Source organism: Verrucosispora sp. SN26_14.1, assembly GCF_004307965.1.
Lineage (GTDB): Bacteria > Actinomycetota > Actinomycetes > Mycobacteriales > Micromonosporaceae > Micromonospora.
The window spans coordinates 1-11,735 of sequence record NZ_SISL01000170.1 but is presented as its reverse complement, the minus strand read 5'-3'; the positions used below and the strand labels follow the sequence as shown (position 1 = coordinate 11,735).

The following is an 11,735-nucleotide window of genomic DNA, read 5'->3' as shown; positions in this document are numbered from 1 at the left end:
GCCCCGGCGGCGTCCCCGCCGGCCCCGCGCGCCGCCAGCTACGACGAGATCACCTGACGGCGCGCCTTCCGGTCAGCGACCGGCCGGAGTGAGACCGAGCGGCTTGCCCAGCAGCGACTCCCGGCGCAGCGCGAGCCGGTCGGCGACCTGGCCCATCGCCTTCGCCGCCGGAGAGTCCGGCGCGGACAGCACGATCGGGTTCCCCTCGTCGCCGGCCTCGCGGACCCGGGTGTCGAGCGGCACCTGACCCAGCAGCGGCACCTGCGCGCCGATGGTCTGGGTCAGCGAGTCGGCGACGGTCTGGCCGCCACCGGCGCCGAAGACCTCCATCCGGGAACCGTCCGGCAGCTCCAGCCACGACATGTTCTCGATCACACCGACCACCCGCTGGTGGGTCTGCAACGCGATCGCACCGGCCCGCTCGGCCACCTCGGCGGCAGCGGCCTGCGGCGTGGTGACCACCAGGATCTCGGCGTTGGGCAGCAACTGGGCCAGCGAGATGGCGACATCGCCGGTGCCCGGGGGCAGGTCGAGCAGGAGCACGTCCAGGTCGCCCCAGTACACGTCGGCGAGGAACTGCTGCAACGCGCGGTGCAGCATCGGCCCGCGCCACACGACCGCGGCGTTGCCGGCGGTGAACATGCCGATCGAGATCACCTTCACGCCGTGCGACTCCGGCGGCATGATCATGTCCTCGACCCGGGTGGGACGGCCGTCCGCGCCGAGCATCCGGGGCACCGAGTGTCCGTAGATATCCGCGTCCACCACGCCGACGGAGAGACCCCGGGCGGCCAGTGCCGCCGCCAGGTTCACCGTCACGCTGGACTTGCCCACGCCGCCCTTGCCGCTGGCCACCGCGTACACCCGGGTGCGGGAGCCGGGCTGCGCGAACGGGATGACCGGCTCCTCGGACGCCCCGCCGCCGCGCAGCGTGGCCTGGAGCTCCTTGCGCTGCTCGGCGCTCATCACACCGAAGTCGATCTCGACGCCGGTGACCCCGCTCACCGCGCTCACCGCGGCGGTGATGTCCGCCCGCAGCTTGTCCTTCAACGGGCACCCGGCCACCGTGAGCAGCAGCGCGACCCGGACCACACCGTCGTCGCCGATGTCGGCGGACTTGACCATGCCGAGTTCGGTGATCGGCCGGCGGATCTCCGGGTCGTTGACGGTGGCCAGGGCGGCCTGGACGGCGTCGTGGACGGTGCTGACGGGAGCTGACATGCCCGCAATGCTACGTCGGTCGTGATCCGCCACCGGCGCCAGCGGCGACGGTGTGAGCCAGTCGATGACCAGGGTCAGGAGTGTCGGGGGCTGCCGCTGCCGCGCCGGCCGTCCCCGGGGAGGTCCCCGTCCATCTCGTCACGGGGCTCGTCCAGCGGGTCGGCGTCGTCCCCCCGCGCCGCCGCACCCTCCCGGAGCCGCCGCTCCAACCGCAGGCGCCGCTGCGCCGCCTCGTCCAGCTCCTCGGCCATCCGGGCCAGCTCGGAACGGAGGAAGTCCCGGGTCGCCACCTCACCCATCGCGATCCGCAACGCCGCGATCTCCCGGGCCAGGTACTCCGTGTCGGCCTTCTGCATGCCCGCCCGGCGCCGATCCTCGTCCAACGCCACCCGGTCCCGGTCGGCCTGGCGGTTCTGGGCCAGCAGGATCAACGGCGCCGCGTACGACGCCTGGATGGAGAGGACCAGGGTGAGGAACGTGAAGGTGTACGGGTCGAAGCGCAGGGTCGTCGGGGCGAGCGTGTTCCAGACGAACCACAGGGTGATGAAGAGCGTCATGTAGACGATGAAGTTCGCCGTACCCATGCCCCGCGCGATCGCCTCCGACCAGCGACCGAAGGTCTCCTGGTCGACCCGGGGCAACCTCAGGCCGCGCGGTTCCCGGGGCAGGTCCAGCCGCTCGGTCCGCCGCTGCTCAGTCATCGACTCGCTCCGTGCTCACGTCGGTGGACGCCGCACCGTTCGCGGCCTCCGGTGCAGGGCTCGGCACGGCGTCCCGGTCCCGCCAGTCCGCAGGCAGCAGGTGGTCCAGCACGTCGTCGACCGTGACGGCACCCACCAGCCGGTTGTTCAGGTCGATCACCGGCATCGCGACCAGGTCGTAGGTGGCCATCCGGCGGGTGATCTCCGGCAGCGGCGTGGCCGGGCGCAACGGGTCGATGTCGTTGACCACCACCCCGCCGAGCAGGTCGGCCGGCGGCTCGCGGAGCAACCGCTGGAAATGCACCATGCCCAGGTAGCGGCCGGTCGGTGTGGCCATCGGCGCGCGGGACACGAACACCTGCGCGGCGACCGCCGGGGAGAGCTGCGGCTCCCGGATCCGGGCCAAAGCCTCCGCCACCGTCGCGTCCGGCGGCAGGATTACCGGCTCCGAGGTCATCACGCTGCCGGCCGTGCCCGGGGTGTACTTGAGCAGTTGCCGCACCGGATCGGCCTCGTCCGGCTCCATCAGGTCGAGCAGCACGTCCTGCTCCGGCGGCGGCAGCTCACCCAGCAGGTCGGCGGCGTCGTCCGGATCCATCTCCTCCAGCACGTCGGCGGCGCGCTCCCGGCCCAGCGCGGTGAGGATCTCCACCTGGTCGCGCTCGGGCAGCTCGCTCAGCACGTCGGCCAGCCGGGGGTCGTCCAGCGCCGCCGCGACCTCGTTGCGGCGGGCGTCCGGCAGGTCCTGCAACGCGTTGGCCAGGTCCGCCGGGCGCATGTCCTCCAGCACCGCCAGCAGGTTGGCGGTCCCCCCGGGCTCGGCGAGGCCGCTGAGCCCGCGAACCTTCTCCCACTCGACCTGCTGGAGGTTGCCCCGGCGGGCCAGCCGGCCGGTCTGCTCCCGGGCCGCCACCCGGGTCAGCGACCATTCCCCGGCCCGGCTGCACTCCATCGCCACGTCCACCACCGTCGCCGCCCGGTTCTCCGGGCCGAGCTGCACCCGACGGTCGAGCAGCTCCTGGAGCACCAGCAACTCGTTCGGGCGCTTCTCGAAGCGGCGCAGGTTCAACGTGCCACTGCCCAGCACCACCGCGTCCGCGTCGATCGAGATGATCCGGTTGATGGAGAGGAAGATGCGCCGCCGCATCGGGATCTCGGCGACCAGGCCCACCACCTCGGGCGGTCGCTGACCGGCGCGGAGGCGGCCCACCGCGTCGCGTACCCGGCCCACCTGGTCACCGTTCGGATCGAAGACGGCGACTCCGGCGAGACGGGCGAGGTAGACCCGAGTCGGCGTGCTCACGTGCACCAGCCTAGGGCGTACGCGGAAGTCAGCGCCCGGCTGTCACTTCCGGACAGCCCGGAGGGCCTAGTCTTTACCAACATGTCGACCTTGGCTTACGAGATCGTGGACGTCTTCACCGACCGTCCGTACGCGGGGAACCCGCTCGCGGTGGTCTTCGGGGCCGACGGGTTGGCCACCGAACAGATGCAGTCGCTGGCCCGGGAGTTCAACCTCTCCGAGACGGTCTTCGTGCTGCCCGCGACCCAGGTCGGGGCCACCTACCGGGCACGGATCTTCACCCCGACCGAGGAGTTGCCGTTCGCCGGCCACCCCAGCGTGGGAGCGGCGGTGACCGCCAGCCGGCGGGGCCTGTTCGGAACGGGTCAGGTCAGCCAGGAGTGCGGTGCCGGGGTGCTCCCGATCGAGGTGACCGACGGCGGCGCCACGCTGACCGGCGGCACCCCCACCCTCGGGCCCGAGTTCGACCCGGAGCCGCTGCTGGAGGTGGCCGGACTGGCGGCCGGCGACCACTTCGGCCCGGCACCCCGGGTGGCCGGCTGCGGGCTGGAGTTCCCGTTCCTGCCGGTGCGCCCCGACGCGCTGGCGAGGGCCGAGGTCAATCCGGTGGCGGCCCGGCGGTACGGAATCGAACACGTGAGCGTCTTCTCCTGGAACGCCGACGCGCAAACCGCACAGGCCCGCGTCTTCGTCCCCGGCCTCGGCGTACCCGAGGACCCGGCGACCGGGTCGGCCGCTCTCGGCCTGGGCGTGTGGCTGGTCGCCAGTGGCCTGCTGCCCGGCGAGGGCCGTTCCACGTACACCGTCCGACAGGGCGTCGAGATGGGCCGCCCGTCGACGCTGAGCTGCACGGTGACCGCCGCCGGTGGCACGGCGCTGGGCGCCAGCGTGGCCGGTCACGTCATGCCGGTGGCCCGGGGCGAGATCCTGGTGCCGCCGTTCGTCGGCTGACCGACCGGGCACACGTACGGGAGGATGTGGTGGTGACCGACGAGCGTGAGAGCACCCCCCTGGTCGACGAGGCGATGAAGAAGGCCTCGGTGGCCTGGGTCGCGGTGGCGGGTGGACCGTCGCTCGCCCTGTGGTGCGTACCCCTGGAGAGCGCCCTGTTCGTGGTCAGCGGGCCGGGGGAGCAGTCCGCCCCCGGGTTGGCCGAGGTCGACGAGGCCCGGGTGACGCTCCGGGGCGACCACGGCGGCGCGATCGTCACCTGGCCGGCCCGGGTGACCCGGGTGCGGCCCGGCACCGACGAGTGGGACACCCTGGCTCCGCTGGTCGGAGCGAAGCGGCTGAACGCCACGGGCACCACCGCCGACCTGGTCGCCCGCTGGGCCGCCGACGACTGCGCCCTGGTCCGGCTCTCGCCCGGCGGTACGCCCGTCCACGGTGCCGACCTGCCCGCCGACTCGCTCGCCGAGCCGCCCCGACCCACGCCGGCCGTCCGCGCCGTCCGCAAGCCGTTCCGGCTGCACCGCGTCCGGCGACGCTGACCGCAGCGCCGCCCCTGCTACGGCACCGTCACCGCTGCGGCCCGCCCGGCTGGTAGCCGCTGCCGCCGGTCGACCTCCGTCGACTCGACCAACTCGACGACCTCACCGAGGGTGCCCAACGCCCGACCGGTCCACTCGGTGTCGACGTTGAAGACCAGATGATCGACCAGGTCCGGGGCGGCCAACCGGGCCGCGCTCAGCCCGGCCCGTCGCGCGCCCGTCAGCTCCTGGCTGCCGCCGTCGCCCACGTACAGGCAGTCCTCCGGACGCAGGCCCAGCCGCGCGCACGCCGCCAGGTACAACGCCGCGTCCGGCTTGCAGCGCCCCACCTGCACCGAGTAGATCCGCACGTCCAGCAGCGGCGCGACGGCCAACTCCGGCAGGAGCACCGGCAGTTCGTGCGTACAGTCGCTGATCACACCGGTCCGGATGCCCCGGTCCCGCAGCGCCCGCAACGTCGGGACGGCCTCGTCCCGCAACCGGGTGTCGCCCCGTACGGCGTCCAACCGGGCCGTGGCCGCCGCCCGCAGCGCCTCCTCGGTCGGCCGTACGCCGGCCTGCTCGCACAGCCAGCGCAGGGTCGCCTCGGCACTGCCGAAGCGCCCGGCGGCGCGCTCGTAGAACGTGCGGTCGAGCAGCTCGACGAAGATGTCCGGCGGACAACCGAGCAACTGGGCGGTGACGCGGTGACCGGGACCGCGCTGGACCGGACGGGTCAGCGTGCCGAAGAAGTCGAACAGCACCGCCTGGAACCTGGGCATGGGGGAGCGCCTCCGGACGGGGTGAGGGGGGTCCCGACGGGCTGCGCATGATCGTAACGGACCGCTGACGGAAAGTGGTCATCGCGGTCGTGTGAGGATTGCGTCTCGTGCCACCCGAACCACACCGTCCCCCGGTCGACCTGCTGACCACCGGCGCACTCGCCGTCGCCGTGGTGGCGGTCTCCTCGTCCGCGCCGCTGATCGCGTTCGCCGCCGCGCCCGCACTCGCCATCGCCTTCTGGCGCAACGTGCTCTCGGTCGCCGTGCTGAGCCCGTACGCGCTCACCCGCCGACGGGCCGAGTTCCGCTCCCTGCTGACCGGCGCGAACCGGCGTCAGGGCGCCTTCTGCGTACTCTCCGGGGTCGCTCTGGCCGCGCACTTCGCCACCTGGATGCCGAGCGCGAAGCTCACCACGGTCGCCGCCGCGACCGCCCTGGTCGCCACCCAACCGGTCTGGCAGGGGCTGATCGCCCGCCTCCAGGGCCGCCGACTGCCGCTGGGCGTCTGGGCCGGCATCGGAGTGGCGGTGCTCGGCGCGGTCCTCGCCACCGGCGCCGACTTCACCGTCTCCGGCACCGCCTTCGCCGGCGACCTGCTCGCCCTCGCCGGTGGCCTGTTCGGAGCGGTCTACACCGCGCTCGGCGAGCGTGCCCGGGTCACCGTCAGCACCGCCACCTACACCACCATCTGCTACGCGGTGTGCGGACTCGTCCTGTTGGTGATCTGCCTGGTCGGCCGCGTGCCGTTGGGCGGCTTCGACACCGGCACCTGGCTGGCCGTGATCGCGCTTGTCGCCGGGGCCCAACTGCTCGGCCACTCGATGTTCAGCTACGCGCTGCGGCGGATCCCGGCCACCACGGTCAGCGTGCTGATCCTGCTGGAGGCGCCCGGCGCCGCCCTCATCGGCTGGGCCTGGCTGGGGCAGTTGCCCGCCGCGTCGAGCGTGCCCGGCCTGCTGCTGCTGTTGGTCGGTGTCGCCGTGGTGGTACTGGCCAGCGCCCGGTCCGCCCGCCGGGTCACCCGCTAGGAGGGGAGGCCGACCGCCGCCGCGCTGGCCGCCCAGAGCCGGGCCGCGAGCTGCGGATCGGACGCCTTGCGCAGCGGACGACGCGGTCGGCAGTCGAAGTAGTAACCGCCGCCGACCAGGCGGGCCCGATCCTGGTTGGCCAGCCACACCAGCGTCTGCGCCCCCTTCACCGGGCCGCGCAGCGGCAACAACCGCATCCCCAGGGCCACCAACCGGCTGTCGCTGCCGAACCGGGTCCGCACCACGCCGGGATGGAAGCAGTACGAGTCGACGGCCGGCCACCGCCGGGCCGCCTCGGCCGTGAACAGGATGTTGGCCTGCTTGCTGGTCCCGTACGCGCCCATCGGGCGGTACCGCCGCAGCGGCCGGTTCAGGTCGTCCGGATCCAACGAACCACTACGGTGCGCGCCCGAGGCGGTCACCACCATCCGCCCGACCCGGTCGGCCAACAGGTTGCTGAGCAGGAACGGCGCCAGATGGTTGGCCTGGATGGACAGCTCGAAACCGTCGACCGTGGTGATCGGCTGGAGCACGATCGCACCCGCGTTGTTGGCCAACACGTCGATCCGGTCGTACGCGGCCCGCACCTGCTCGGCCAACCGGCGTACGTCGTCCAGGGCCGCGAAGTCGGCGCGGAACGTCTCGGGACGCTCGCCGGACGCCTCGCGTACCTCGTCGGCGGCCGCCCGCAGCCGGGCCGGGTCCCGCCCGACGAGCACGAGCCGGTCACCCCGGCGCGCCAGGTCGATCGCCGCCGCCAGCCCGATGCCGGAACTCGCTCCGGTCACCAGCACGAGTCGACGGCCGGTGACGTCATCCGCAGGTCCATCCACCCCGGTCACGGCACGAGATTACCGTGATCGCCGGTCCCGCCGAACCTCGACTTTCCCACCGACGTGACGACCGCCGGACCGGCCGCCCGCCCCGAATCCCGGCCGGGGCGGGCCCACCTGTTCAGACGGTGGTCACGGCGGTGGCCCAGATGACGAAGATCGCCACGTAGACGAGTACCACCAGCGCGAAGAAGGCGGTGATGATCCAACCGACGATGATGGCCGCCTTCGCCATCCCCTCGCCCTCCTCGCCGGTCTCCCGGATCTGGCGGATGGCGACATGCCCCATGATCGCGCCGATCGGAGCGGTGATGCACGAGCCGATCCCGATCAACGAGAGGATCAGGCCCACCAGGGCCAGCGAGTTGGTGCTCCGCTGCGGGTAGCCGTAGCCGTAGCCGTATCCGGGTTGGACCGGCGGCGGGTAACCGGGCGGCGGGTACGGCGCGGGAGCCGGCGAAAGATCAGACTTCGCCGCGTACGAGTCGATCGGCGGGTAGGGATCGGCCGGCTGGTACGGGTCGTACCCGGCGGGCTGGGAGGGGACCGACAGGAGCGGATCGGCCGGCGGACTGGAAGGCTGACCGGCCGACGCGGGGTCGGGCCAGCCACCGGCCGGTGGGGGCTGTGTCATCGGGCTCACTTCCGTCGCGATGTGGTGGCAGCCAGGGTAGCCATCGCGGGGTAGGGCGCGACGCGCCCGGCAGCGGGTGCGCGTTGCCCGGCACGGCGGCAGCAGGCAGGATCGCGGCATGGGGATTGACGCGCGCGCGGCGGACCGTTCCGGCAGCAGACCGAGGCGGGACGTCAGCCGCCCGGGAGTGGCCCGCCGCCCCCGCCCGGTGACCACACCGAGCGCGGCGGAGGACGACGCCCCGGCATCGTTGCCCGAGCCGGTGACCATGCGACTGGACGGCAAGGTCGCCCTGGTGACGGGGGCAGGTAGCGCGGACGGGATCGGGTACGCCACCGCCCGCCGACTGACCGACCTCGGCGCCCGGGTGGCGATCGTCTCGACCACCCGCCGCATCCACGAGCGGGCCGGTGAACTCGGGGTCACCGGGTTCGTCGCCGACCTCACCGACGAGTCGGAGGTCGGCGCGCTGGCCGACGCCGTCGCCGAGCAGCTCGGCGACGTGGAGGTCCTGGTCAACAACGCCGGGCTGGCCAGCCGGGCGAGCCCGGAGGTGCTCCGGCCGGTCGCCCAGCTCAGCTACGAGGAGTGGCGTGCCGAGATCGACCGGAACCTGACCACCGCGTTCCTGTGCAGTCGGGCCTTCATCGGCGGGATGGCCGAACGCGGCTGGGGTCGCATCGTCAACCTGGCAGCCACCGCCGGGCCGGTCAACGCCCTGCCCACCGAGGCGGCGTACGCGGCGGCGAAGGCCGGGGTGGTGGGCCTGACCCGGGCTCTGGCCATGGAGATGATCGCCGACGGGGTGACCGTCAACGCGGTCGCGCCCGGCACCATCTACACCGCCGCCTCCACGATGGCCGAGATCAAGCAGGGCCTGGGGACTCCGGTGGGCCGCCCCGGCACCCCCGACGAGGTGGCCGCGGCGATCACCTTCCTCTGCTCACCGGCGGCGTCGTACATCACCGGGCAGATGCTGGTGGTCGACGGTGGCAACAGCGTGCGGGAGTCGCAGTTCCGCTGACCGTGGTCAGGTGTTCGTGCCGCTCGATCCGGCCCAGATGACCAGCGCCAACCAGCCGCAGCAGGCCACCAGGTAGAGGCCGGTGAAGATGTAGCTGAGCGCCAGCCCCCAGGTGGCGAGCTGAGCGCCGTCCTCGCCGCTGGTGCGGAGCTGGCGCTTGGCCAGGTGACCGAGGGCGATGCCGGCCGGGGCGAAGACGAACGCGAAGACCAGCGACAGGATGGCGAGTACGTTCGTGCCGCCGCCTCCGCTGCCAGGCTGGGGTGACGGCGGCCCGTACTGCCCGTACGGGCCCTGCGGCGCGTACGGCGGCTGCTGACCCCACTGCTGCCCGTGCGGCGGCTGCCCCGGATGCTCGTACGACGGCTGTCCGTACGCAGGCTGCCCGTACTGCTCTCCCGAGGGCCGACCGTACGGGTCACCCTCGGGCAGGCCGTACTGATCACCGGTCGGGCCGTACCGGTCGCCGTACGGCTGCGCGTGCGGTGGCTGGTGACCGCCCGGCGGCGGCTCGTAGGGCGACGGCGGCTGATCCGGCTCCGGTGGCTGGCTCACGTTCGTCGACGTTACCCGCAGTGATGGACTCTGTACCCACGGTTGTCAGGAAGGTCCCGCCCAGCTGCCCAACGGTCCTCGGGGGCTGTCGAGCTGAACCGTATGCGCCGTCGTCGCCTCCGGCTGTCGGTCGCATTGGGGGTGGGGACCTCCGGGATCCCTGTCGAGCTGAACCGTTTGTGCCGTCGTCGCTTTCGGCCGACACGCTGCGGACCGTGCGATCCGTCTTCGCTCTCAGCTCGATAGGGCCCGTGTAGGTACCGCACGTCGGTCGCCGGATCACCACCCGGCTTCGCCGAGGGTCTCTCTGACCGCATCGAACGGACCGCATCGAACGGACCGCATCGAACGGACCGCATCGGCTGAGCTGCACCGGCGGCAGCGAGACCGCGCCGGTTCAGTCCAGCCGGGTCAGGCCGGCGGCGGCGCGCTCGACGATGAGGCAGCGGTCCTCGACGTAGTCGATGCCGGCCTGCTCCGCGATCTCCCGCGCCTGCGCGGAGACGATGCCGAGCTGCAACCAGACCGCCGGGGCGCCGATCGCCACCGCCTGGCGGACCACCTCGACGGCGTCCTCCGCCGGGCGGAACACGTCGACCAGGTCGACCGGGTGCGGAATGTCGGCCAGGGAGCGGTAGACCGGTTCACCGAACAACTCGTCGGCGGTCGGATTGACCGGGACGATCCGCCACCCGTACCGCTGCATCTCGGCCGGTATGGCGTGCGCGGCCTTGCTCGGGTCGCGGGACGCGCCCACGACGGCGATCACGGCGGAGTCGGCGAGGATCTGCTGAGCGGTACGCACCAGCCGACTCTATCCGCGCCCGGAGGGCCCTCAGAGCAGGCTGAGCTGTTCGGGGGCGGCCGGGGCGGGCGTGGTCACCTGACGGTGCTCACCCGGATCCGGCCGGTACAGCCCGTGCCGCCGGGCGGCGATGCGCACCCGTGCGGTCAGCTCCCGTTGGTACGACTGCGGGGCGTACGCGCCGGCCCGGTACAGCTCCCGGTAGCGGGGCACCAGGGCGGGATACTCCCGGGCGAGCCAGTGCGCGTACCACTCGCGGGCGCCGGGACGCAGGTGCAGCGGGAGCGGCGTCACGCTGGCCGCACCGGCGGCGGCGATCGCGGCCACGGTGGCGTCGATCGACTCGTCGGAGTCGCTGAGGCCGGGCAGGATCGGCGCCATCAGCACGCCCACCGCGAAGCCTGCGTCGGCGAGCTGGCGTACGGCGTCGAGCCGCCGCCGAGGGCTCGGCGTGCCGGGCTCGGCCGACCGCCACAGCCGCTCGTCGACGAAACCCACCGAGAACGACACGCCGACCCGGGTGACCTCGGCCGCCTGCCGCAACAAGGGCAGGTCCCGCAGGATCAGCGTGCCCTTGGTGAGGATCGAGAACGGGTTCGCGAAGTCGCGCAGCGCCTCGATGATCGGCGGCATGAGGCGGTAGCGGCCCTCGGCCCGCTGGTAGCAGTCGACGTTGGTGCCCATCGCCAGGTGCGCGCCCCGCCAGCGCGGCGCGGCCACCTCCCGCCGGACCAGCTCCCCGGCGTTGACCTTGACGACCACCTGCCGGTCGAAGTCCGCCCCGGCGTCGAAGTCGAGATAGGTGTGGGTCTTCCGCGCGAAGCAATAGACGCAGGCATGGCTGCATCCCCGGTATGGATTGATCGTCCACTCGAACGGCACGCGGGAGGTGCCCGGGACCTTGTTCAGGATCGACTTGGCGCGTACCTCGTAGAAGGTCATGCCGGCGAAGTCGGGGGTGTCGAAGGTGCGCACGATCGCGTCGGGCAGCGCCAGCGGCAGGGGTGGCGTCGCTGGCGCTGCCCTTCCGGGATCTCCCTCGTCCGGGGGAGCGGCGAGGTTCTCCCAGCGCATGACCATCATTCGAACACACGTACGACACGGCTGCAAGTGGCACGCCGGACACCGTGGTGTGCACGGGCCGGTGGCGGGGGAGGATGGCAGGCATGGAGAGGTCGACCTTCGTCTACGACGGGGACTGCGCGTTCTGCACCCGCTGCGCCGAGTTCATCGAGCGCCGGATTCCGACCGGCGCCACGGTGCTGCCCTGGCAGTTCGCCGACCTCGACCGGCTCGGGCTGACCGAGGCCGAGTGCGAGGAGGCGGTGCAGTGGGTCGGCGTCGACGGGCGCCGGGCGGCCGGTCCGGACGCCATCGCCG

General features: G+C 72.8%; 13 protein-coding genes and 1 pseudogene. 5 read left to right on the top strand and 9 right to left on the bottom strand.

Features of this window, described 5'->3' with window-relative positions; translation table 11 throughout:
• Positions 1 to 72 precede the first annotated feature (72 nt).
• The 3 genes from EYA84_RS16535 to EYA84_RS16525 form a co-directional block, all read right to left on the bottom strand.
• A complete protein-coding gene (locus tag EYA84_RS16535; protein WP_131053968.1) occupies positions 73 to 1,221 on the bottom strand; it encodes an Mrp/NBP35 family ATP-binding protein in 1,149 nt (382 codons plus the stop codon).
• A 74-nt stretch (positions 1,222 to 1,295) separates the two neighbouring features.
• Positions 1,296 to 1,922: a DUF1003 domain-containing protein gene (locus tag EYA84_RS16530; RefSeq protein ID WP_131053967.1), complete on the bottom strand. Its 627-nt coding sequence runs from the start codon at positions 1,920 to 1,922 to the stop codon at positions 1,296 to 1,298.
• Positions 1,915 to 3,225 (bottom strand): magnesium transporter MgtE N-terminal domain-containing protein, encoded by a 1,311-nt coding sequence (locus EYA84_RS16525; protein ID WP_131053966.1) that lies wholly within the window; start codon positions 3,223 to 3,225, stop codon positions 1,915 to 1,917. Before EYA84_RS16525 ends, EYA84_RS16530 begins: the two co-directional genes overlap by 8 nt.
• An 81-nt stretch (positions 3,226 to 3,306) precedes the next feature.
• On the opposite strand from EYA84_RS16525, the gene EYA84_RS16520 reads away from it, so the two are divergent.
• On the top strand, positions 3,307 to 4,176 hold the full coding sequence (locus EYA84_RS16520) for a PhzF family phenazine biosynthesis protein (protein WP_131053965.1): 870 nt from the start codon (positions 3,307 to 3,309) through the stop codon (positions 4,174 to 4,176).
• Positions 4,177 to 4,250: 74 nt separating this feature from the next.
• Positions 4,251 to 4,715, top strand: a complete 465-nt coding sequence (locus EYA84_RS16515; RefSeq protein WP_131053970.1) for a hypothetical protein — start codon at positions 4,251 to 4,253, stop codon at positions 4,713 to 4,715.
• Positions 4,716 to 4,732: 17 nt separating this feature from the next.
• Here EYA84_RS16515 and EYA84_RS16510 read toward each other — a convergent pair whose 3' ends face one another.
• Positions 4,733 to 5,476 (bottom strand): HAD family hydrolase, encoded by a 744-nt coding sequence (locus EYA84_RS16510; RefSeq protein WP_131053964.1) that lies wholly within the window; start codon positions 5,474 to 5,476, stop codon positions 4,733 to 4,735.
• Positions 5,477 to 5,583: 107 nt separating this feature from the next.
• Between EYA84_RS16510 and EYA84_RS16505 the strand changes: the two genes are divergently transcribed.
• Positions 5,584 to 6,504, top strand: coding sequence for a DMT family transporter (locus EYA84_RS16505; RefSeq protein ID WP_131053963.1), 921 nt, complete (start codon positions 5,584 to 5,586; stop codon positions 6,502 to 6,504).
• Here the strand turns inward: EYA84_RS16505 and EYA84_RS16500 are convergent.
• Both EYA84_RS16500 and EYA84_RS16495 read right to left on the bottom strand, forming a co-directional pair.
• Entirely contained in the window at positions 6,501 to 7,346 is an 846-nt protein-coding gene (locus EYA84_RS16500; protein WP_201272402.1) for an SDR family NAD(P)-dependent oxidoreductase, read from the bottom strand. The genes EYA84_RS16505 and EYA84_RS16500 overlap by 4 nt on opposite strands.
• Positions 7,347 to 7,458: 112 nt before the next feature.
• Positions 7,459 to 7,971 carry a DUF4190 domain-containing protein gene (locus EYA84_RS16495; RefSeq protein ID WP_131053962.1) on the bottom strand — a complete coding sequence of 171 codons (513 nt, stop codon included), beginning with the start codon at positions 7,969 to 7,971 and terminating at the stop codon, positions 7,459 to 7,461.
• Positions 7,972 to 8,089: 118 nt separating this feature from the next.
• Here EYA84_RS16495 and EYA84_RS16490 point away from each other — a divergent pair, with 118 nt between their 5' ends.
• Positions 8,090 to 8,995, top strand: coding sequence for an SDR family NAD(P)-dependent oxidoreductase (locus EYA84_RS16490; protein WP_131053961.1), 906 nt, complete (start codon positions 8,090 to 8,092; stop codon positions 8,993 to 8,995).
• A gap of 6 nt (positions 8,996 to 9,001) precedes the next feature.
• On the opposite strand, the gene EYA84_RS16485 is transcribed toward EYA84_RS16490, so the two are convergent.
• The 3 genes from EYA84_RS16485 to EYA84_RS16475 form a co-directional block, all read right to left on the bottom strand.
• Positions 9,002 to 9,550, bottom strand: a complete 549-nt coding sequence (locus tag EYA84_RS16485) for a DUF4190 domain-containing protein (protein ID WP_131053960.1) — start codon at positions 9,548 to 9,550, stop codon at positions 9,002 to 9,004.
• 397 nt (positions 9,551 to 9,947) lie between these two features.
• A complete protein-coding gene (locus tag EYA84_RS16480; protein ID WP_131053959.1) occupies positions 9,948 to 10,355 on the bottom strand; it encodes a CoA-binding protein in 408 nt (135 codons plus the stop codon).
• A gap of 30 nt (positions 10,356 to 10,385) precedes the next feature.
• Positions 10,386 to 11,429 carry an Rv2578c family radical SAM protein gene (locus tag EYA84_RS16475; protein ID WP_131053958.1) on the bottom strand — a complete coding sequence of 348 codons (1,044 nt, stop codon included), beginning with the start codon at positions 11,427 to 11,429 and terminating at the stop codon, positions 10,386 to 10,388.
• A gap of 92 nt (positions 11,430 to 11,521) precedes the next feature.
• Between EYA84_RS16475 and EYA84_RS16470 the strand changes: the two are divergent.
• Positions 11,522 to 11,735, top strand: a pseudogene (locus EYA84_RS16470) (DUF393 domain-containing protein); the annotation flags it as partial.

What these genes read in the sequence shown, in the direction of transcription:
- EYA84_RS16515 (WP_131053970.1), top strand. Translation starts at nt 4,251, where the DNA reads ATGAAGAAGGCCTCGGTGGCCTGGGTCGCGGTGGCGGGTGGACCGTCG.
- EYA84_RS16535 (WP_131053968.1), bottom strand. Translation starts at nt 1,221, where the DNA reads ATGTCAGCTCCCGTCAGCACCGTCCACGACGCCGTCCAGGCCGCCCTG.
- EYA84_RS16490 (WP_131053961.1), top strand. Translation starts at nt 8,090, where the DNA reads ATGGGGATTGACGCGCGCGCGGCGGACCGTTCCGGCAGCAGACCGAGG.
- EYA84_RS16475 (WP_131053958.1), bottom strand. Translation starts at nt 11,429, where the DNA reads ATGCGCTGGGAGAACCTCGCCGCTCCCCCGGACGAGGGAGATCCCGGA.
- EYA84_RS16530 (WP_131053967.1), bottom strand. Translation starts at nt 1,922, where the DNA reads ATGACTGAGCAGCGGCGGACCGAGCGGCTGGACCTGCCCCGGGAACCG.
- EYA84_RS16495 (WP_131053962.1), bottom strand. Translation starts at nt 7,971, where the DNA reads ATGACACAGCCCCCACCGGCCGGTGGCTGGCCCGACCCCGCGTCGGCC.
- EYA84_RS16520 (WP_131053965.1), top strand. Translation starts at nt 3,307, where the DNA reads ATGTCGACCTTGGCTTACGAGATCGTGGACGTCTTCACCGACCGTCCG.
- EYA84_RS16510 (WP_131053964.1), bottom strand. Translation starts at nt 5,476, where the DNA reads ATGCCCAGGTTCCAGGCGGTGCTGTTCGACTTCTTCGGCACGCTGACC.